This window comes from Micromonospora sp. CA-240977, assembly GCF_050942285.1.
In the GTDB taxonomy this organism is placed as follows: domain Bacteria; phylum Actinomycetota; class Actinomycetes; order Mycobacteriales; family Micromonosporaceae; genus Micromonospora.
In genome coordinates, this window is sequence record NZ_CP192055.1 from 6,014,175 (window position 1) to 6,033,879 (window position 19,705).

Here is a 19,705-nt window from a genome sequence, read left to right on the forward strand (position 1 = left end):
CAGCGTAGTGTCCGTCGGCTCAGCGGTAAGGACCCGCAGCCCGATCACTCTCGGCGACGACCACTGCCCCGCCGGGGGCCGCGATGGCCAGCGCCTCGTACGCGGAGGGCTCGTCGACCGACTCGGCGAGCAGCGGCACGGCGCTGACCTTGACCTCGAAGGCGCCCAGCGCCCGCCGGTAGGTGCCGACCGACTCCCATTCGGTGACCAGCGACCAGTACCGGGGGTCGTCGAGCGCCCGGACCAGTTGACCGCGCAGGTAGCCGCGGCAGGCGGCCAGTGCGGTGAGGGCGGCGTGCGCCCGTTCGGTGAAGTCGTCGGCGACATCGACATCGACCACGAACCGGTTGGTCACCAGCAACGGGTGTCCCTCCTCGTAGAGTCTGTGGGATGCAGCGTACGCAGCGCCCTCTGTTGGCCCGGTTGGCCGGGGCCAACCCGACGTCGGTGTTCCTGCTCACCCTGGTGGTGGTGCTTGTGGCGTTCTTCACGCCCGGCGTGGTCGGCGGCCTGCTGACGCTCGCGCTCGCCGCGGTCCTGATCGCCCTGTTGGCGACGACCTGGGCGGTTCAGGCGCCGCAGACCCGGCTGATTCGACTGGTGATGCTCACCCTGCTGGTGGCGGTGGGCCTCGCGAAGCTGCTCTGACATGCAATCATGCGTTTTTGACAATCATTATCGTTGCCACGGACAGTTGAAAACATGAGCAACCGCGCCACATCCCGTGTCCTGGCCGCCGCGACCGCCCTCCTCACCCTGGGCGCCGGGGCCGGCTGCTCCACCAGTGCCGGCGGCGCCGATCCCCAACGGGTCGACGTGGTGGCCGCGTTCTACCCCCTCCAGTTCCTGGCCGAACGGATCGGCGGCGACGCGGTCCGGGTGACCAACCTGGCCAAGCCCGGTGCCGAGCCGCACGACCTGGAACTCAACCCGGGCCAGGTCGGCCAGGTGAGCGACGCGGAGCTGATCGTCTACCTCAAGGGGTTCCAGCCCGCGGTGGACGACGCCGTCGCCCAGAACGGCGGCGACCGGGCGTTCGACGTGACGAGCGTGCAGCCGCTGCTGGACGCCTCCGCCGGCGGGCACAACCACGAGGGCGAGGAGGAGCACGCCGAGGAGGGCAACGCCGGCAAGGACCCGCACGTCTGGCTCGACCCGACCCGGCTGGCCGGCATCGGCGACCAGCTCGCCCAGCGGCTCGGCAAGGCCGACGCGAAGCACGCCGACGACTACACCGCGCGGGCGGCGGCGCTGCGCGCCGACCTGACGGCCCTGGACGGCGAGTTCAAGAACGGCCTGGCGACCTGCCAACGGCGGGAGATCGTGACCAGCCACGCCGCGTTCGGCTACCTCGCCGACCGCTACCAGCTCGACCAGGTCGGCATCACCGGGCTGAGCCCCGACGTCGAGCCCTCGCCGCAGCGCCTCGCGCACACGATCGAGGAGGCGAAGGAGCACCACGCCACCACGATCTTCTTCGAGACCCTGGTCAGCCCGAAGGTCGCCGAGACCATCGCCAGTCAGGTCGGCGCGAAGACCGCCGTGCTGGACCCGATCGAAGGACTCGCCGCCGGCAGCGACGGGGACTACCTTTCGGTCATGCGTACCAACCTGCGGACCCTGCAGACGGCCCTGGGCTGCTCGTGACCACACCTGTCATCACCGTCGAGCACGGGGTGGTCGGCTACGACGGCCGCCCCGTGCTCCGGGACATCTCCCTCACCGTCACCGCCGGTGAGGTGGTCGCCGTGCTCGGGGCCAACGGCTCCGGCAAGTCCACCCTGATCCGCGCCGTGCTCGGGCTGGTGCCGCTCAGCGCCGGCTCGGTCACCCTCTTCGACCGGCCGTTGCGCCGGTTCCGGCAGTGGGCACGCATCGGGTACGTCCCACAGCGCCTGGGCGCCGGCGGCGGCGTACCGGCCACCGTCCGTGAGGTGGTGGCCTCCGGCCGGCTGGCCCGTCGAGGGGTGCTGCGTCCGCCGGGTCGGGCCGACCGGGCCGCCGTCGACGCCGCGCTGCTCGCCGTCGGGCTCGCCGACCGGGCCGGCGACCCGGTCTCCACCCTCTCCGGCGGCCAGCAGCAGCGCACCCTGATCGCCCGCGCCCTGGCCGGTCAGCCGGAGCTGCTGGTCCTCGACGAACCCACCGCCGGGGTGGACGCGGCCAGCCAGGAGGCGTTCGCCGACGCGCTGCGCGACTTCGTCGCCGGCGGCGGGACGGTGCTGCTTGTCGCCCACGAGCTGGGCCCACTGCGACCGGTGATCAGCCGGGCGATCGTCGTCCACGAGGGTCGCATCGCCCACGACGGCGCGGTGCCGGACCCGGCCGGGCACCACGCGGAGCCCGACCACGACCACGTGCACCCGCACTGCTACGACGAGCCCGCCGGGCTGTGGAGCAACTGACCCATGGAACTCTTCCAGTACCCCTACATGCAGCGTGCCCTGATCGGCGCGCTGGTGATCGGCCTGGCCGCGCCGGCGCTCGGCATCTACCTGGTGCAACGCCGGCTGGCGTTGATCGGCGACGGTGTCGGGCACGTCGCGCTGACCGGCGTCGGCGCCGGCCTGCTGCTCAACCGCTCGCCGGTGCTGGTCGCGGTGATCGCCGCCACCATCGGCGCGATCGCCATCGAGATCGTCCGCGCCCGCGGGCGTACCTCCGGTGACCTGGCCCTGGCTCTGCTCTTCTACGGCGGCATCGCGGGCGGCGTACTGCTGGTCGGCCTCTCCGACGCGACAAGCGCGAACCTCAACGCCTACCTGTTCGGGTCGCTGACCACCATCTCGCCAAACGACCTGATCACCATCGCGGTGCTCGGCGCGGCGATCCTGGTCACCATGATCGCGCTGCGCCCGGCGCTCTTCGCGGTCAGCCACGACGAGGAGTACGCCCAGGTGTCCGGCCTGCCGGTGCGCACGCTGAACCTGCTGATCGCGGTCTCCACCGCCGTCACCGTGACCATCGCGATGCGGGCCGTCGGGGTGCTGCTGATCAGCGCGCTGATGGTGGTGCCGGTCGCCACCGCCCAGCAGGTCACCCGGGGTTTCCGCAGCACCATGACGGCCGCGATGGCACTCGGGCTCTTCGCCGCCGGCTCCGGTGTCTGGGTGGCGGCCACGGCGAACACCGCGCCGGGCGCCTCGGTGGTGCTGGTGGCGATCGCCTCGTTCCTGGTGGTCGCCGTCGCCGGTGGGGCCTGGCGGACGCTGCGCCGGCGGTCGACGCCGGCCGTCGTGCCGACGGCGGAACCGCACGAGGTAGTGCTGGGCCGATCCTGAACGGCGAGATGACGGTGGTGTTGGTTACCGTTGCGGCATGACCAGCGCGACGGGCTATGAGGGGTTCGACGGGGCCAGCGAGTTGCTCCGCGCCCTGTCGGCGCCCATCCGGTTGGCCATTGTCAGCGAGCTGGCCAGCGGTGAGCGGTGCGTGCACGAGCTGGTGGACAAACTCGGCGCCGCGCAACCACTGGTCTCCCAACATCTGCGGGTGCTGCGCGGCGCGGGTGTGGTGCGCGGTTCCCGCCGAGGTCGGGAGATCGCCTACAGCCTTGTCGACGAGCACGTCGCGCACATCGTGGCGGACGCGGTCAGCCACGCCGGGGAGGGGTCATGAGCGAGAACGGCGCCGCGGTGCGCAACACCCGGCAGCGTTCGGCGGTGAGCGCGCTGCTGGCCGAGATGGAAGGCTTCCACAGCGCCCAGGACCTGCACGCGATGCTGCGGCAGCGCGGCGAGCGGGTCGGCCTGACCACCGTCTACCGCACCCTGCAGGGGCTTGCCGACGCGGGCGAGATCGACGTGATGCGGCCGCCGGGCGGCGAGCACCTCTACCGCCGGTGCAGCGAGGGGCACCATCACCACCTGGTCTGCCGGGCCTGCGGAAACACCGTCGAGGTGGCCGGGCCCGCGGTGGAGAGCTGGGCCGACCGGGTCGCCGCGCAGCACGGCTACGCCGACGTCAGCCACACCCTCGAAATCTTCGGCACCTGCCCCGCCTGCGCCCACTGACCCCAGCAACTGTCGCCGCAGCCGCAAACCGGTCGCGCCCGCCGGCCCGCCTAGATCGCGCTCGATCCAGGAAGTAGGGGCCTCCGTCGCGCGGCGATGCCACTACTTCCTTGATCGAGCACGATCTTGCGGCGGGTGCCCCTTCGGGTCGGTTCGTGGCACGCTGGCCGACGTGAAGATCTATGCCGATCGGTTTCCGACCGCCGCCCGTCAAGTGCTCACCGACCTGCTCGTCGTCGCCTGGGTGTACGTGGCGATCCGCGGCGCGCTGTGGCTGCACGACCTGGTGCAGAAGCTCGCCGTACCGGGGCAGAAGCTGGAGGGCGCCGGCGGTGGCCTCGCCGACAACCTCGCCGACGCCGGCGGCAAGGTTCGCCGGGTGCCGCTGGTCGGCGACGAGCTGACCGCGCCCTTCCAGCGGGCCGCCGAGGCTGCCCGGGGGCTCGCCGACGCCGGCCGCGACCAGCAGCACCTGGTCGACCAGCTTGCCCTCGCCCTCACCATAGCGGTGCTCATCTTCCCGCTCGGCCTGGTGCTGTTCGGTTGGTTGCCGCTGCGGCTGCGCTGGATGCGCCGGGCCGGGTCGGCCGCGAAGCTGGCTGCCGGGCCGGCCGGCCGGGACCTGCTCGCCCTGCGCGCGTTGGCCACCCAGCCGCTGGGCCAGCTGACCCGGATCGGTCCGGACGTCGCCGAGGCGTGGCGGCGCGGCGACGACGCGACAGTCGACGCGCTTGCCGCGCTGGAGCTGCGCCACCTCGGCCTACGCGGCCGAAGCCGCTGACGCCCCCCGACCACGGACGCACCGCTCCTACCGCGCGCGTGCCGCGATTCTCCCTTGATCAAGTGATGAAAAGTAGGTTCTCGCGCTGTCTCTGACCTACTTTTCATCAACTGATCAACGCAACCGCGCTGTCGACCACCGCGCCACCTCGGTCCGCGCGGCCGGGACCGTTAAGGTCTTCGGGTGTTCTACTTCCTGGTCGTCATCGCCGTCCTGCTGCTCGGCTACGCCGCCGTCCTGGTCTCCTTCGTCCGCAAGGGCAAGAAGATCCCGCCCGCGGCGTACCTGGGTCTGGCGGTGCTCAACGGCCTGATCCTGGCAGCGGTGCTGGCCTGGGCGGTCGCCCGCTGACCTGCGCACCCACCGCCGCCGGCCCGGCCCGGAGCAGCACGATCACAGCCAGGCGTGACGCCGAGCGGCCAGGCAAGACGCCGGGCGGCACGGTCACGGCTTTGGCGGGATGCGGCGGCGGACGTCCTCGGCGGTGGACGGGCCGGGCGACCAGCCGGCCACCCAGGGCAGCTCGTCGGATGGGGTGATCACGCCCTCCTCCAGGCCCGCGTAGCGGCCGGCGAGGATCCGCTTCGCGGCGGCGGTGTCGACCGAGTCGGTGTTGTCCCAGAGGGCCGCGAACAGGGCATCCACCCGCACCCGCGCCTGCCGGCAGAACAGGTCGGCCAGCTCGACGTTCTCCGGGCGGCTGTCCCGCTCGGACTGCGCACGGACGCAGACCGCGGACATCGCGAACAACTCGGCGCCGATGTCCACCACGCGCCCGAGGAACGCCTGCTTACGCTCCATCTTGCCCTGCCACCGGGACATCGCGTAGAACGTCGACCGGGCCAGCTTGCGCGACGACCGCTCCACCTGCCGCAGGTGCGCGGCGAGCGGCCCGAACTCGGCGTACGCCGATGGGCTCTGCCCCCGGCCCACGGCCAGCGTGGGCAGCCACCTGGCGTAGAAGGCGCCGGCTCGGGCGCCGGCGCGCGCCTTGCGGCCCAGCCCCGCGTCCGGGTCGATGATGTCGCCGGCCACCGACAGGTGGGCGTCGACCGCCTCCCGCGCGATCAGCAGGTGCATGATCTCGGTGGAACCCTCGAAGATCCGGTTGATGCGCAGGTCGCGCAGGATCTGTTCGACGGCGGCCGGGCGTTCGCCGCGGGCGGCCAGCGAGTCGGCCGTCTCGTAGCCGCGCCCGCCCCGGATCTGCACCAGTTCGTCGGCGATCTTCCAGGCCATCTCGCTGGCGTACAGCTTGACCAGCGCGGCCTCGATCCGGATGTCGTTGCGGTCGTCGTCGGCGAGCAGGCAACACAGGTCGAGCATGGTCTCCATGCCGTACGTGGTGGCGGCGATGAAGGAGAGCTTCTGCGCGACCGCCTCGTGCTCACCCACCGGCCGGCCCCACTGGACCCGGTCGGCAGACCAGCCCCGGGCCACGTTCAGCGCCCACTTGCCGGCGCCCACGCACATCGCCGGGAGCGACAGGCGGCCGGTGTTCAGCGTGGTCAGGGCGATCTTCAGCCCCTTGCCCTCGCCGCCGATGACGTTCTCGGCGGGCACGAACACGTCGTGGAACCGGGTGAGGCTGTTTTCGAGGCCCCGCAGGCCGACGAACTCGTTGCGCCGCTCGACGGTGATGCCGGCGCTGTCGCCGTCCACCACGAAGGCGGTGATCCCACCCCGTCGCCCCTCGGTGGCCGGCACCCGGGCCATCACCACCAGCAGGGTGGCCACTATGCCGTTGGTGGCCCAGAGCTTCACCCCGTTGAGCCGGTAGCCGGTGCCGTCCTCGGTCGGCTCGGCGACGGTGGCAAGCCGGGCCGGGTCGGAGCCGACGTCCGGTTCGGTGAGCAGGAACGCGGACACCTCGCCGGCGGCGAGCCGGGGCAGGAAGCGCTGCTTCTGCTCGGCGGTGCCGAACATCTTGAGTGGCTGCGGCACCCCGATCGACTGGTGCGCGGAGAGCAGTGCGCCGATGGCCGGGCTGACCGAGCCGGCCAACATCAGCGCCCGGCAGTAGTGCAGGTTGCTCAGCCCGAGCCCGCCGTACTTCCGGTCGATCTTCATGCCGAACGCGCCGAGGTCGGCCAGGCCGTGGAACACCGAGTCCGGAATGGACGCGTCGCGTTCGATGGCCGCCCCGTCCACCTCGGAGGCGAGGAAGGCGCGGAACCGACCGAGGAACTCCTCGGCGCGGGTCACGTCGTCCGGATCGGACTGGGGCCAGGGGTCGATCAGGTCGAGCCGGAAGCGGCCGAGGAACAACTCCTTGCCGAAGCTGGGCCGGTCCCAGGAGGATTCGCGAGCGGCCTCGGCGACCCGCCGGGCCTCCTTCTCCGAGACCTGCCCGGCCTCGGCCCGTAGCGGTGCGGCGGCCCCGACGGTCTGTGGGGTGGTTTCGGAATCCGGGCCGTCCGGTGCTTGTCGGCCGTCCTGTGTCGTGGTCACGGCTGCCCCCTCGAACCTCGGTGCGGCTGCTCGACGTGTGCGACTATCGTCACGTTACCCCCGGGTGTTACCCAGGGGTAGCGCTCGTCGAGATCTGGCAGATCAGCGGCCGGCGATCTCGTCCGGGTCGTCGTCCTCGTCGTCGATGTCGTCCTCACCCCAGTTGCGGCGGGCGAACGGCAGGGCAGCCCAGAACGTGAGGAACCAGAGCGCGGTCAGCGCGCTGAGCACGAAGGCGATCGGCCGGTCCAGCACGAAGTCGGTGATCAGCAGCACCGCGCTGACCATCGCGATCAGCATGAAGGCGAGACCGCCGGAGGCCATCCGGTGCGCGAAGCGCACCAGCTCCGGCTTGCGCCCCTGCCGGAACAACGCCCGGTGGAACGCCACCGGCGAGATGATCATCGCGGTGGCGGCGGCGGCAGCGAGCAGCGCGACGATGTAGACGTCCCGCTGGAACTCGCTGGTCCGGGTGAACCCGTTGCTGAACGGCAGGGTGAGCAGGAAGGCGAAGAGGATCTGCACGCCCGTCTGTGCGACCCGCAACTCCTGCAACAGGTCGGCGAAATTCCGCTGCCAACGCTGCTTCTCGGTCTCCTTGGACACGCGCTACCTCCGGTGCGACGCTACTGCCGGCGGTCCCGGCCGCCGGCAGCAACGCCAATGCCCCACCCGGCTGAGCGCGAAACGGGTTCACGACACCCGCTGTTCATCGCCGGTTCACACGCCGCCGGCCGTGCGAGCCGCCGCCGACCACGCGAACCGCCGCCGGACGACCGGCAACGCCTGTCGGCGGCGCGGTCGCGGCGACCGCTCGTCCCGCGGCGGTCTCAGGACCCGCGTCGGATCCGACCGGCGTACCGGGCCTCCAGCTCCGTGTTGTGCGCGTCGCCGTCCGGGATGTTCGCCGACAGGTAGACCGGCGGCCGCTCCCCCGCCGCCAGCAGCCGGGCCACCACCTCCACCGTCACCTGCTGGGCCAGCAACGCCGCGGTGATCGAGGAGACCGCGCCGACCGCGCCGCCACCGGGCAGCGGCAGCGTCGCGTCACCGTACGGCGCGCCGTTGTCGAGCACGACGTCGGCGAGATCGGCCAGCTTGCGCCCGGACGGGTGGCGGGAGGTCATCCGGCCCGAGTGCTGCGCGGAGGTGATCGCCACCAGGGCGTGGCCGCGTGCCTTGACCAGCGTGGCGAACTCCACCATCGCGCCGTTGACCCCGGAATTCGAGGCCAGCACGAAGACGTCGGTGGGCCGCACCGGCGCCAACTCGTAGAGTCGGTGCGCGACCGCCGGGTCCCGCTCCAGTAGCGGGCCGAGCCGGTCGGCCGGTTCGCCGCCGAGCAGCACCAGGTCACGCAGCGCGATCCGGTTGGTCGGCACCAGACCCCCCGCCCGGCCGGCGATCTCCATGGCCAGAGCCTCGGAGTGCCCGGTACCGAACGCGTGCACCACCCCGTCGGCGCGGACGGCGTCGGCGATCAGGTCGGCGGCCCGCCCGACCGCCTCCCGCTGGCCGGCGGCCACCCGGCCGATCGTCTCGGTCACCACTGCCAGGTAGGCCTCGGCACTCACCGTCATGCGTCCTCCGTCGTCCGGTTCCGTTCCAGCCAGCGCACCGCGAAGTCGACAGCCGCCCGCTGACTCATCAGCCTGCCGGTCCCGGTGCCGACCGGTCCGGTGCGCACCGCCCCGGTGGCCTCCAGGTCCGTGCCCAGCGCGGCGAAGTCGTCCGCGTCGAGCCGTACGTCCTCCCACCACGCCCACTCCCGACCACCGTCGCCGGTCCGTACCGCGGCGCCGACCCGCTCGCGCGGCGAACCCGGGCGGCGGTATTCGGCCAGGTGCAGCGAGGTGCTCACGGAGTGGTCCACGCCGAGCAGCAGGACGTCGGCGTCCAGGTCGTAGAGCCGGGCCAGCGGGGAGCTCTCGCCGAGCATGTCGGCCAGGCCGTGCCCGGCCACCACCTGCTCGGCGGCCGGGCCGAGCGCGGCGAACGACACGTGCGGATGCGAGCTGCGCAGGGCGCCGGGCCAGCCGCGAACCGTCTCGGCGACCGCGCCCATGCGCCGGCTCGGGGTCACCGCCGGGTCGAAGCCCGGCATCTCGGCGCGGATCAGCGGCCACCAGTCCACCGGCACCGGCGGCTTGCGCCACTGCGCGGGATCGCTGTTGTCGGGCGTGTGGGTGGGCACCACGATGGTGCCGTCCGGGCCGAGGGCGTCGCGCAACGCGAGCACCACCGCGTGCGACCCGCCGCAGACGAACCCCAGGGTACGCAGCGAGGCGTGCACCAGCAGCGTCGCGCCGGGGCGTACGCCCAGCAGGCTCAGCTGCGCGGCGATCGAGCGTCGGGTGCCCGGCCCGCCGGTGTTCGTCGTCACGGTGCCCCTTCCTGACTGACCCGCACGGCTCAGGCCGTTCCGCCGGCCCGAGCCAGGATCGCATCGGCGAGGGGACCCGGCGCCGTGTCCGGAATCCAGTGACTCACACCGGCCAACTGCACGAAGCGGTACGCCCCTGTGACGTTCGCCGCGCACGCCTCGGCGGCGGTCCGGCCGATGGCGACGTCCCGGTCACTCCAGACGTAGGTGGTGGGGACCGCGACCGGGCCGACGCCGGCCAGGTCGGCGCGGGACATCGCCCGGTACCAGTTCAGCGCGGCGGTGAGCATCCCCGGTTCGCGCATCGGGGCCGCGTAGCGGTCCACCCGGGGCCCGTCGCCCACTCCGCCGAGCATCTTGCGCAGCGCGGTCGCGTGCCACGCGAGCAGCACCCTCTCCGCGGTGCCGGGCTTACGGAACAGTGTGATGTACGACGAGCGGGCCTTCTGCTGGCCGTCGTTGGTCAGGGCGTACGCCATGGCTGCCGGATGCGGCACGGACACCGCGGTCAGCGTGCGGACCCGGTCGGGGTGCCCGGCGGCGACCGCCCACGCCACGATCGCGCCCCAGTCGTGGCCGACCAGGTGGACGGCGTCCAGCCCCAGGGCGTCGAGCACCGCCACCACGTCGGCGACCAGTTCGGGGATCCGGTAGTCGGCCACCGCCGTCGGCCGCGCGCCGGGCGAGTAGCCGCGTTGGTCCAGCGCGTACGTGCGCAGCCCGGCCGCGTGCAGCGCGGGCACCACGTCGTCCCATTCACCGCTGTGCTGTGGGAAGCCGTGCAGCAGCAGGACGGGTACGCCGTCCGACGGACCGCCGGCGGTTACCTCGAACGTGAGACCTCGCGCGTCGACCCGCATGATCGTCAGCCTACCCAGCCGGCATCCGGCCGGCTGACCGCCGAGATGGGCAGACGCCCTGCTGGGCCGGCACCCCAGGTCGGTGTTAGCGTCGACGAGACAACTTCACATCCGACAGGGGAGCGCACAGCGCTGAGAGTGCGGGCATGCCCGCAGACCCTCGAACCTGATCTGGGTAATGCCAGCGCAGGGAGTTCGGTCGACCTCCAGCCGCGCCGCCGTCCGGTGCCACCGGACGCGCGGCGTGCGTCTTCTCCTGGTTCGCACGCAGAACTGGGAGCAACACATGAAATCCACAGCCGACACAAGCCGTTGGCGGACCATCGACATCGTGGTCGCCTCGGTGATCGCTGTCGCCTTCGGCGTCATCTTCTGGGCCTGGGGCCTGGTCTGGAGCGCCACCGAGGGCGCGTTCGCGTTCTTCCCGCCGGCGCAGACGCTGCTCTACGGCGTGTGGCTGATGCCGGCCGTGATCGGCGGTCTGGTCATCCGCAAGCCCGGCGCAGCGCTCTACTGCGAGACGGTGGCCGCGGTCCTGTCCGCGCTGCTGGGCAGCCAGTGGGCCGGCACGGTGATCCCGCAGGGCATCGTGCAGGGCATCGGCGCCGAGCTGGCGTTCGCCGCCTTCCGGTACCGGTCGTACCGGCTGCCGACCGCGATCCTGGCCGGCGCGCTGACCGGTCTCAGCGCCGCGCTGTTCGACTTCTTCGTCTGGAACGTCGACTACGCGCTTGGCGACTACCGCATCCCGTACGCGCTGATCACCATCGTCAGCGCCACCGTGATCGCCGGCATCGGCGGCTGGCTGCTGACGAAGGCCCTGGCCAACACCGGCGTCCTGGACCGCTTCCCCGCAGGCCGAACCCGAGCCCTGATCTAACCCCCACCCACTCGCGTCGATCATGAGGTTGACGGGCGGATGGATCTTCGTAACCACCGTCAACCTCATGATCGACCGTGCAGGGTTAGGCGGGGCGCGCGGTTGGGTGGGAGGGGATGGGAGGGGGTTGGGTGGGCGGGGTACTGCTGCGGGGGTTCGGGTGGCGGCACGCTGGGCGGCGGGCCTGGGCTCTGCGCGGGGTCGACCTGCGGGTCGAGGCTGGGGAGCGGGTTCTGCTGCTCGGGCCGTCCGGGGCCGGCAAGAGCACGTTGCTCAGCGCGCTGGCAGGGCTGCTGCCTGAAGATTCCGGTGAGCAGGAGGGCACCGTCGAGATCGACGGGCTCGACCCGCGCAAGGGGCGGGAACGGGTCGGCATCGTCTTCCAGGACCCGGAAACCCAACTGGTGATGGCCCGCTGCGGCGACGACGTCGCGTTCGGGCTGGAGAACCGCGGCGTACCGGCCGACGAGATCTGGCCCCGGGTGGACGAGGCGCTGCACCGCGTCGGCTTCCCGTACCCCCGGGACCGCCCCACCGCCGCGCTCTCCGGCGGCGAGCAGCAACGCCTCGCCCTGGCCGGCGCGCTGGCGCTGCGCCCCGAACTGCTGCTGCTCGACGAGCCGACCGCCAACCTCGATCCGGCCGGGGCCGACCTGGTCCGCCAGGCGGTGGCCGGCGCGCTGCACGCCGACACCACGCTGATCCTTGTCGAACACCGGGTCGCCGAGGCGCTGCCGCTTGTCGACCGGGTGGTCGTCCTGGAACCGGGAGGCGGGGTCCGCGCGGACGGCACACCCGAGGCGGTCTTCGCCGCCCACGGCGCCGCGCTGGCCGCCGAGGGGGTCTGGGTACCCGGTCACCCCATCACACCCCGGCCGGCCACCGCCGCGCCCGGGGAGCTGTTGCTCACCGCCGACCGGCTCGGCCTGCCGCCCCGGCTGGGCCACACCGATCTGGCGGTACGCGCCGGCGAGGCACTCGCCGTCCGCGGACCCAACGGCGCCGGCAAGTCCACACTGGCGCTGCTGCTCGGCGGGTTGCTCCGGCCGGGCATCGGGCGGGTCACCGCCTCCGTCGAGCTGGCCGGCACCGATCACCGCACTCCCCCACACCGCTGGCGGGCACCCGCACTGACCCGGCGGATCGGGTCGGTCTTCCAGGATCCGGAGCACCAGTTCGTCACCAGCACTGTCTTCGACGAGCTGGCGCTCGGTCCCCGCCGGACCGGTCAGCCCGAGGCGGCCGTCAGCAAGACCGTGACCGGGCTGCTGGAACGGCTGCGACTGGTCCGCCTCGCCGCCGCCAACCCGTACACCCTCTCCGGTGGTGAGGCGCGGCGGCTCAGTGTGGCGACCGCCCTGGCCACCGCGCCCCGCCTGCTGATCTGCGACGAACCCACCTTCGGTCAGGACCGGCGGACCTGGCGGGAGCTCGTCGATCTCTTCGCCGACCTCCGCGACGCCGGACACGGCGTGGTCGCGGTCACCCACGACGCGGACTTCGTGGCCGCGCTCGCCGACCGAACCGTCACCCTGCGACGCGCCTCGGACGACGCCCGATGATCACCATTGAGCCGGTCGCCGCGCCCGGTGCGCCGTTGGCCCGCCGCAACCCGGTGGCGAAGGTCGCCGCCGCGCTTGTCTTCTCGTTCACCCTGCTCGCCACCCTGGACCCACTGGCCCCGGCGATCGCCATCGCGCTCGAACTCGCCGTGCTGCCGCTGTTCGGCATCGGCTACCGGGTGCTGGCCCGGCGAGCCTGGCCGCTGCTGCTCAGCGCCGCCGGCATCCTTGTCACCCTGGTGCTCTTCGCCGCCGACCGGTCCGGCCGGGTCCTGCTGGACGCGGGACCGGTCCTGGTGAGCACCGGCGTGCTGCTCACCGCGCTCGGGCTGGTGCTGCGCGTCTTCGCCGTGGCCCTGCCCGGTGTGATCGTCTTCGCGACCACCGACCCCACCGACCTGGCCGACGCGTTGATCCAGAACGCGAAGGCGCCAGCCCGGTTCGCCATCGGGGCGCTCGCCGCGTTTCGCCTGGTGCCGCTGCTCGGTCAGGAGTGGCAGATGATCAGCATGGCCCGCCGCGCGCGCGGCGTCGACGCGGGACGCAACCCGATCGCGAAGCTGCGACTGTTCGCCTCCACCGCGTTCGCGCTGCTGGTCGGGGCGATCCGCCGGGGCACCCGCCTGGCCGTCGCGATGGACGCCCGGGGCTTCGACGCCGGCACGCCCCGGACCGTGGCCCGCCACCAACGCTTCACCCGCGCCGACGCGCTCCTCATCGCCGGGGCCGCCGTCCTGGCCGGCGCCGCCCTCACGACAAGCGTCCTGGTCGGCACCTTCCGCCCCCTGATCAGCTGAGCCCACCCCCGGGTTGTCCGCGCGCTGCCGGGGCTCGCGCGCGCCGCTCGCCGCCCCCACGCTGCCCCGTGGGCAAGATCCGCACAACATCAGGGATGTAGTGGCCTCGTTGGCGCAGGAGGCCACTACATCCCTGATGTTGCTGTCACCCTCCAGCGCCCAGCGGCGGCGGGGAGGGGCGGATCGGTCAGCTGCGGCGGAAGGCGTAGCGGCGGGTCTGGCCGGCCTGTTGACTGCGGCCGGCGCCCGAGCGGTTGCCGCCACCATGTGGCGGACCCGCCGTCGGTGCCGTCGGTCGCCCGGCCGCCTTGGGCAGGTCTTCCACCGCGGGCGCGTCGACCGCCGCCGGCACGTCGACCGGCAGCGCCAACGCATCCGCGACAGCCGCCGCCGGCAGTACCGGCTCGGCCAGCACCCCCGGCAGAGCCGGCTCGGCCAGCACCGCCGGCAGCACCGGCTCAACCAGCACCGCCGGCAGCGCCGATTCGACTGCGCGGTCGGGGCGGGTGGAGAGGAGCGGGCCGTGGTCGGCCGCCGGGTCGATGCCGAGCGGCGTCGCCCGCGGGGTACGGGACTTCTTCGGATTGCGTCTGGCAGGCATCCGGGCCTCCTTCGGTGCCGACCGGCTCGGCCGGTCCCGCGTTACGGCGGTCGGTCGGATCGGCTGGTGACCGCCGCGTGCGACGGTCGAACGGGAGAGAGACTGCTCACCGGGGTCGGGCAGGGCCAGCGCCGCCGAACTGCGGGTGGGATGCGGGACGCCCAGGAGCGCACGGACCGCGACGCGGGGCGGCGGGCCGGCTCGGAGAAGGGACGTCAGTAGCGCATTTCCGCACAGTATCGGCTGGTCGTTCCTCGGCGCAGCCGATTTTCCTGGCAGCATCGGCGGCATGATTATCGCGTTCTCGATAACCCCGCTCGGTGTCGGTGAGTCCGTCGGTGACCTGGTCACCGACGCGGTACGCGTGGTCCGCGACTCGGGCCTGCCCAATCGCACCGACGCCATGTTCACCACGATCGAGGGTGAGTGGGACGAGGTGATGGCGGTCGTCAAGCGGGCGGTCGACGTGGTGGCCGCGCAGGCGCCCCGGGTGAGCATGGTGCTCAAGGCCGACGTCCGCCCGGGGGTGACGGACGCGCTCACCGCGAAGGTGGCGCATGTGGAGGATCGCCTGGCCCAGCAGAGCTGAGCATCATTCGCCGGTAACCGGCTGTCGAGACGACACGCCCACGTTCCGCCGCACCGCGATACGGTCCTAGCACGGAAGTCCGACGGCGAGAGGTGGCGGCACGAATGGCTGAGCAGGCGACGGCGCAGATCGGTGTGACCGGGTTGGCGGTGATGGGCCGGAATCTGGCCCGCAACCTGGCCCGCAACGGCTTCACGGTGGCGGTGCACAACCGGACGCCTGCGCGTACCCGGAGCCTGATCGCCGAGCACGGCGACGAGGGCACGTTCGTGCCCGGCGAGACGATGGCTGATTTCGTGGCGTCGTTGGAACGGCCCCGCGCCGTGATCGTGATGGTCAAGGCGGGCGCGCCCACCGATGCGGTGATCGACGAGTTGGTGCCGCTGCTGGAGGAGGGCGACATCATCGTCGACTGCGGCAACGCCCACTTCGCCGACACCCGCCGTCGGGAGGAGGCGCTGCGCGCGCAGGGGCTGCACTTCAGCGGCACCGGCGTCTCCGGTGGCGAGGAGGGCGCGTTGCTCGGGCCGAGCATCATGCCCGGCGGTTCCGCCGAGTCGTACGCCAAGCTCGGGCCCATGTTCGAGAAGATCGCCGCCCAGGTGGACGGGGTGTCGTGCTGCACCCACGTCGGGCCGGACGGCGCCGGGCACTTCGTCAAGATGGTGCACAACGGCATCGAGTACGCCGACATGCAGCTCATCGCCGAGGCGTACGACCTGCTTCGCGCCGGTCTGGGCGCGAAGCCGGCGGAGATCGCGGAGATCTTCCGCGACTGGAACGGCGGCGAGTTGGAGTCGTTCCTCATCGAGATCACCGCCGATGTGCTCGCGCACACCGACGCGGCGACGGGCCGCCCGTTCGTCGACATCGTGCAGGACCGGGCCGAGCAGAAGGGCACCGGCCGGTGGACCGTGCAGAGCGCCCTGGACCTGGGCATTCCGATCACCGGGATCGCCGAGGCGACCTTCGCCCGCTCGCTCTCCGGGCACGTCGACCAGCGGGAGGCGGCCCGGCAGGCGTTCCCGGACGCGGGTGAGCAGTGGCAGGTCTCCGACCGGGACGCGTTCGTCGAGGACGTCCGCCGGGCGCTGCTCGCTTCCAAGATCGTTGCGTACGCGCAGGGCTTCGACCACATCCGCGCCGGCAGCCAGGAGTTCAACTGGGACATCGACCTCGGCGGCACGGCCACGATCTGGCGGGGCGGTTGCATCATCCGAGCCCGCTTCCTCGACCGGATCCGCGAGGCGTACGACGAGAAGCCGGGCCTGCCGACGCTGCTTGTGGCACCGTACTTCGCCGAGGCGGTAGCCGCCGGTGTGCCGAGCTGGCGGCGCGTGGTGGCCGACGCGACCCGGGCCGGTGTGCCGACCCCGGCGTTCTCCTCGTCGTTGGCGTACTTTGACGCGCTGCGCGCCGAGCGCCTGCCCGCCGCGCTGATCCAGGGCCTGCGGGACAATTTCGGCGCGCACACCTACCAGCGGGTGGACCGCGAGGGCTCGTTCCACACCACCTGGGCCGCGGACCGTACCGAGTCTCCCGCCTGACGTCGACGCCGGTCACCTGGCCCCACCGCTGGTGGGGTCAGGTGACGGTGGCGTGCATCTCCCAGACGAGGATCTCGGCCGGTTCGTCGGCGGTGACCCGCCGGCCGCCGGTCATGGTGAGCCGGGCCGCGTCGCCGGTGCCGAGCGGGCCGCTGCCCTCCAGGGTCACCGTGCCGTTGGGCACGTACAGGTGCACGAAGGGCGCGTCGGGGATGGTGACCTCGTCGCCGGGGGTGAGCCGGGCGGCGTGCAGGGTCGCGTACCGGTTACGGATCCGGATCGCGGACGCGCCGTCGTAGCGGTCCATCCCGGAGGCGATCGGCACCAGACCGCCGCGGAGGAGTTCGTCCTCGATCTCCAACTGCTCGTAGCCGGGGTCGACGCCCTGCTCGTCGGGGAGCACCCACATCTGCACGAAGTGGACCGGGTCGGCGTGCGGTTCCTGGTTGTTGAGTCGCCAGGCGTCGTTCTTCTCCGAGTGCAGGATGCCGGTGCCGGCGCTCATCCGCTGTGCCAGGCCCGGGTAGATCACCCCGGAGTGGCCGGTGGAGTCCTGGTGCACCAGGGAGCCGCGCAGCACCCAGGTGATGATCTCCATGTCCTGGTGCGGGTGGGTCTCGAAGCCGGCTCCCGGGCGCACCACGTCGTCGTTGTTGACAAGCAGCAGACCGTGGTGGGTGTTGGCCGGGTCGTAGTGCCGGGAGAACGAGAACGAGTGCTTGGAGTCCAGCCAGGAGATCCGGGTGGCGAAGCGGTCGTCGGCGCGACGCACGTCGACCGACGGCGCGGGAGCGGTCACCAGGCACGCCGCACGGTGTCGGGGGTGGTGGGGGCCCAGGTCAGCGCCGGCTCACCGGTGGCCAGTTCGGCGATCTCACCGGTCCGCAACTGTGGTGTGTGACCGAACTCGGCGCAGTGCTGTTCGGCGATCTCGGCACAGATGTCGGCCACCTGCGCACAGATCGGCTCACCCAGATCCGCGGCGTTCAACGCCATGATCATTTTGTACCGGAGATCCCGCACAGCCACCCCCACCGCCGTCGTCCCGCCACCTTCGGACCCTACCCGGCCCGGTTCCCCGTCACCCCGAAACCGCGCCACACCCCCGCCCACCTCGCTCACGCCCCGGCCGCCGCTGCTTGATCGACACGCGATCAGTGATGTCGGGGTGTCCTGGCCAGGTGGACACCCCGATATCGCCAATCCGGAGTGGATCACGATCTGCCTGACCGGCCGGGCGGCCCGGACGCCGAAAGGCGCCGCCCGCGCGAACGCGGGCGGCGCCTGAAGTCGGGGGGTCAGAAGAAGCGGCGTCGCTTGGCCTTCTGCGGACGCATGAGGTCCGCGCCCTTGGTGAGCAACCGGGTCATTCCGGAGGGACCACGCCGGGCCTCCAGGGTGTGGCTGAGCCGGCGGGCACCGGCGGCCGCCAGGGGCACCGCTACCGCCATCACCGCCCACTGGGCAATGCGCTTCTGGATCATGTGGGTTCACCTCCGTCAGTGGCTTCTGACGAGAGTGATACCCAGAGTGACGGGAGAGTAAGCGCGTTGGCTCAGATCACCGGGGCGACCGGGTTGGGCAGTGCCCCGCCGAAGCGTCGGTCCCGCTGCGCGTACAACTCGCACGCGTACCAGAGGTGGCGGCGGTCGAAGTCGGGCCAGAGCGTGTCCAGGAAGACCAACTCGGCGTACGCGGACTGCCAGAGCATGAAGTTGGAGATCCGTTCCTCCCCGGAGGGACGCAGGAACAGGTCCACCTCCGGGATCTCCGGGTGGTAGAGGTACTTGGCCACGGTCTTCTCATTGACCTTGGCCGGATCGAGTCGGCCGGCCGCCACCTCGCGGGCGATCGCGGCAGCCGCGTCGCCGATCTCGGCCTGCCCGCCGTAGTTGACGCAGAACTGCAGGGTCAACGTCGAGTTGTCCCGGGACATCTCCTCGGCGGTCTGCAACTCGGAGATGACGCTCTTCCACAACCGGCCGGACCGACCCGACCAGACCACCCGGACGCCGAGGTCGACCAGTTGGTCGCGGCGACGACGGATCACGTCCCGGTTGAACCCCATCAGGAACCGGACCTCGTCGGGCGAGCGTCGCCAGTTCTCGGTGGAGAACGCGTACGCCGTCAGGTACGGGATGCCCATCTCGATAGCGCCCTCGATGGTGTCGAAGAGGCTGTGCTCCCCCGCCTCGTGCCCCTTGGTGCGGGCCAGTCCGCGGTCCTTGGCCCAGCGACCGTTGCCGTCCATCACCACCGCCACGTGCTTCGGCACCGCCTCGGTGGGCAGCGCCGGCGGCCGGGCGCCGGACGGGTGAGGTGTCGGCGGCGTCGGCTCGCGCCGGCCAGCCTTCTTCGATCGGATCACTCGGTCACTCCCTGTTCGCGCCGTCCGCCCCGGCCTCGACGTCGCCACGTGGCCGGAGCACCACGACCCCGGTGCCGTCCGGCGACGAGGCCGTGCCGGCCGCCGAGGGACCCCGGTCGACCAGCGGCAGCGAGCGTAGCGCGCGCTCCAGGTGCCATTGCAGGTGAGCCGCGACCAGCCCACTGCACTCCCGGCGTACGCCGGAGTCGGTGGCGTCGGCGAGCACCCAGTCGCCGGTGGTCAGCGCGGACATCAGGTCGATGGTGGCCGGCGCGGGGTGGGCGGCGCCCGGCGGCCGACAATCCGGACAGACCGCGCCACCGGCCGGTACGGAGAAGGCCCGGTGCCGCCCGGGGGTGCCGCAGACCGCGCAGGCGACAAGCGCCGGCGCCCAGCCGGCGAGGGCCATCCCCCGTAGCAGGTACGCGTCGAGCACCAGGGTGGTGGCGTGCTCGCCCCGGGACAGCGCCTTCAGCGCACCCACTGTGAGCTGGAACAGCCGCAGCGACGGCTCCCGCTCGACCGGGGTCAGCCGCTCGGCGGTCTCGGCGATCGCGCTGGCCGCCGTGTAGCGGGGATAGTCCCCGAGGAACCGCTTGCCGTACAGCTCGATGCCCTCGACCTGGCTGACGGTGTGCAGCGAGCTGCCGTGGTTGCCCTTCGGGTCACCGGCGAGCTGGAGGTCGACGTGGCCGAACGGCTCCAGCCGGGCGCCGAACTTGCTTGTGGTGCGGCGGATCCCCCGGGCGACCGCGCGCAGCCGGCCGTGCCGGCGGGTGAGCAGCGTGATGATCCGATCGGACTCGCCGAGCTTTTGCACACGCAGCACCACCGCGTCGTCGCGGTAGAGCTGTCGGCGGTACCCGGCCATCG

General features: G+C 72.1%; 25 protein-coding genes and 1 riboswitch. Of the genes, 13 read left to right on the plus strand and 12 right to left on the minus strand.

Annotated elements, in window-relative coordinates; all coding sequences use genetic code 11:
- Window positions 1-19: 19 nt before the first annotated feature.
- Complete coding sequence (locus ACQPWW_RS27135) at window positions 20-361, minus strand: antibiotic biosynthesis monooxygenase (RefSeq protein WP_433126439.1); 342 nt, start codon at window positions 359-361, stop codon at window positions 20-22.
- Between the two features lie 29 nt (window positions 362-390).
- Between ACQPWW_RS27135 and ACQPWW_RS27140 the strand changes: the two genes are divergently transcribed.
- The 8 genes from ACQPWW_RS27140 (at window position 391) to ACQPWW_RS27175 (ending at window position 5,145) form a co-directional block, all read left to right on the plus strand.
- Entirely contained in the window at window positions 391-648 is a 258-nt protein-coding gene (locus ACQPWW_RS27140; RefSeq protein WP_433126441.1) for a hypothetical protein, read from the plus strand.
- A 54-nt stretch (window positions 649-702) separates the two neighbouring features.
- Window positions 703-1,647, plus strand: a complete 945-nt coding sequence (locus tag ACQPWW_RS27145) for a metal ABC transporter substrate-binding protein (protein ID WP_433126442.1) — start codon at window positions 703-705, stop codon at window positions 1,645-1,647.
- Window positions 1,644-2,405, plus strand: coding sequence for a metal ABC transporter ATP-binding protein (locus ACQPWW_RS27150; protein ID WP_433126444.1), 762 nt, complete (start codon window positions 1,644-1,646; stop codon window positions 2,403-2,405). The genes ACQPWW_RS27145 and ACQPWW_RS27150 overlap by 4 nt, the downstream gene beginning before the upstream one ends.
- A gap of 3 nt (window positions 2,406-2,408) precedes the next feature.
- On the plus strand, window positions 2,409-3,281 hold the full coding sequence (locus ACQPWW_RS27155; protein WP_433126445.1) for a metal ABC transporter permease: 873 nt from the start codon (window positions 2,409-2,411) through the stop codon (window positions 3,279-3,281).
- A 37-nt stretch (window positions 3,282-3,318) separates the two neighbouring features.
- Entirely contained in the window at window positions 3,319-3,618 is a 300-nt protein-coding gene (locus ACQPWW_RS27160) for an ArsR/SmtB family transcription factor (protein WP_355030824.1), read from the plus strand.
- Entirely contained in the window at window positions 3,615-4,013 is a 399-nt protein-coding gene (locus ACQPWW_RS27165) for a Fur family transcriptional regulator (protein WP_433126447.1), read from the plus strand. The genes ACQPWW_RS27160 and ACQPWW_RS27165 overlap by 4 nt, the downstream gene beginning before the upstream one ends.
- Window positions 4,014-4,185: 172 nt before the next feature.
- A complete protein-coding gene (locus tag ACQPWW_RS27170; RefSeq protein ID WP_433126449.1) occupies window positions 4,186-4,794 on the plus strand; it encodes a hypothetical protein in 609 nt (202 codons plus the stop codon).
- A gap of 183 nt (window positions 4,795-4,977) precedes the next feature.
- Complete coding sequence (locus tag ACQPWW_RS27175; protein ID WP_433126450.1) at window positions 4,978-5,145, plus strand: hypothetical protein; 168 nt, start codon at window positions 4,978-4,980, stop codon at window positions 5,143-5,145.
- 93 nt (window positions 5,146-5,238) lie between these two features.
- Here ACQPWW_RS27175 and ACQPWW_RS27180 read toward each other — a convergent pair whose 3' ends face one another.
- The 5 genes from ACQPWW_RS27180 to ACQPWW_RS27200 form a co-directional block, all read right to left on the minus strand.
- Window positions 5,239-7,245, minus strand: coding sequence for an acyl-CoA dehydrogenase family protein (locus ACQPWW_RS27180; RefSeq protein ID WP_433126451.1), 2,007 nt, complete (start codon window positions 7,243-7,245; stop codon window positions 5,239-5,241).
- Between the two features lie 102 nt (window positions 7,246-7,347).
- Complete coding sequence (locus ACQPWW_RS27185) at window positions 7,348-7,851, minus strand: DUF6328 family protein (protein WP_433126453.1); 504 nt, start codon at window positions 7,849-7,851, stop codon at window positions 7,348-7,350.
- 224 nt (window positions 7,852-8,075) lie between these two features.
- Complete coding sequence (locus ACQPWW_RS27190) at window positions 8,076-8,825, minus strand: sugar isomerase domain-containing protein (protein ID WP_433126454.1); 750 nt, start codon at window positions 8,823-8,825, stop codon at window positions 8,076-8,078.
- Window positions 8,822-9,628 (minus strand): aminoglycoside N(3)-acetyltransferase, encoded by an 807-nt coding sequence (locus ACQPWW_RS27195; protein WP_433126455.1) that lies wholly within the window; start codon window positions 9,626-9,628, stop codon window positions 8,822-8,824. The genes ACQPWW_RS27190 and ACQPWW_RS27195 overlap by 4 nt, the downstream gene beginning before the upstream one ends.
- A 29-nt stretch (window positions 9,629-9,657) precedes the next feature.
- Complete coding sequence (locus ACQPWW_RS27200; protein WP_433126456.1) at window positions 9,658-10,488, minus strand: alpha/beta fold hydrolase; 831 nt, start codon at window positions 10,486-10,488, stop codon at window positions 9,658-9,660.
- Window positions 10,489-10,594: 106 nt separating this feature from the next.
- Window positions 10,595-10,699, plus strand: a riboswitch (TPP riboswitch).
- A gap of 75 nt (window positions 10,700-10,774) precedes the next feature.
- On the opposite strand from ACQPWW_RS27200, the gene ACQPWW_RS27205 reads away from it, so the two are divergent.
- From ACQPWW_RS27205 to ACQPWW_RS27215, 3 genes are all read left to right on the plus strand, one after another.
- A complete protein-coding gene (locus ACQPWW_RS27205; protein ID WP_433126458.1) occupies window positions 10,775-11,368 on the plus strand; it encodes an ECF transporter S component in 594 nt (197 codons plus the stop codon).
- 131 nt (window positions 11,369-11,499) lie between these two features.
- A complete protein-coding gene (locus ACQPWW_RS27210) occupies window positions 11,500-12,930 on the plus strand; it encodes an ABC transporter ATP-binding protein (protein ID WP_433126460.1) in 1,431 nt (476 codons plus the stop codon).
- A complete protein-coding gene (locus tag ACQPWW_RS27215) occupies window positions 12,927-13,727 on the plus strand; it encodes an energy-coupling factor transporter transmembrane component T family protein (RefSeq protein WP_433126461.1) in 801 nt (266 codons plus the stop codon). Before ACQPWW_RS27210 ends, ACQPWW_RS27215 begins: the two co-directional genes overlap by 4 nt.
- 187 nt (window positions 13,728-13,914) lie before the next feature.
- Here ACQPWW_RS27215 and ACQPWW_RS27220 read toward each other — a convergent pair whose 3' ends face one another.
- Complete coding sequence (locus tag ACQPWW_RS27220; protein WP_433126462.1) at window positions 13,915-14,328, minus strand: hypothetical protein; 414 nt, start codon at window positions 14,326-14,328, stop codon at window positions 13,915-13,917.
- A gap of 289 nt (window positions 14,329-14,617) precedes the next feature.
- Here ACQPWW_RS27220 and ACQPWW_RS27225 point away from each other — a divergent pair, with 289 nt between their 5' ends.
- Entirely contained in the window at window positions 14,618-14,917 is a 300-nt protein-coding gene (locus ACQPWW_RS27225) for an MTH1187 family thiamine-binding protein (protein WP_433126463.1), read from the plus strand.
- A gap of 104 nt (window positions 14,918-15,021) precedes the next feature.
- Window positions 15,022-16,464, plus strand: a complete 1,443-nt coding sequence (gene gndA / locus ACQPWW_RS27230) for an NADP-dependent phosphogluconate dehydrogenase (RefSeq protein WP_433126464.1) — start codon at window positions 15,022-15,024, stop codon at window positions 16,462-16,464.
- A 37-nt stretch (window positions 16,465-16,501) separates the two neighbouring features.
- Here gndA and ACQPWW_RS27235 read toward each other — a convergent pair whose 3' ends face one another.
- The 5 genes from ACQPWW_RS27235 to recO form a co-directional block, all read right to left on the minus strand.
- Window positions 16,502-17,263 carry a pirin family protein gene (locus ACQPWW_RS27235; RefSeq protein WP_433126466.1) on the minus strand — a complete coding sequence of 254 codons (762 nt, stop codon included), beginning with the start codon at window positions 17,261-17,263 and terminating at the stop codon, window positions 16,502-16,504.
- Window positions 17,260-17,460, minus strand: coding sequence for a thioredoxin reductase (locus tag ACQPWW_RS27240; protein ID WP_433126468.1), 201 nt, complete (start codon window positions 17,458-17,460; stop codon window positions 17,260-17,262). Before ACQPWW_RS27240 ends, ACQPWW_RS27235 begins: the two co-directional genes overlap by 4 nt.
- Before the next feature lie 302 nt (window positions 17,461-17,762).
- On the minus strand, window positions 17,763-17,948 hold the full coding sequence (locus ACQPWW_RS27245) for a hypothetical protein (RefSeq protein WP_357244511.1): 186 nt from the start codon (window positions 17,946-17,948) through the stop codon (window positions 17,763-17,765).
- 71 nt (window positions 17,949-18,019) lie between these two features.
- The gene (locus tag ACQPWW_RS27250) at window positions 18,020-18,832 is read right to left on the minus strand and encodes an isoprenyl transferase (protein ID WP_433126470.1); all 813 of its coding nucleotides are present in this window, start codon (window positions 18,830-18,832) and stop codon (window positions 18,020-18,022) included.
- Between the two features lie 4 nt (window positions 18,833-18,836).
- The gene (recO, locus tag ACQPWW_RS27255; protein WP_433126472.1) at window positions 18,837-19,703 is read right to left on the minus strand and encodes a DNA repair protein RecO; all 867 of its coding nucleotides are present in this window, start codon (window positions 19,701-19,703) and stop codon (window positions 18,837-18,839) included.
- Between the last annotated feature and the right edge of the window lie 2 nt (window positions 19,704-19,705).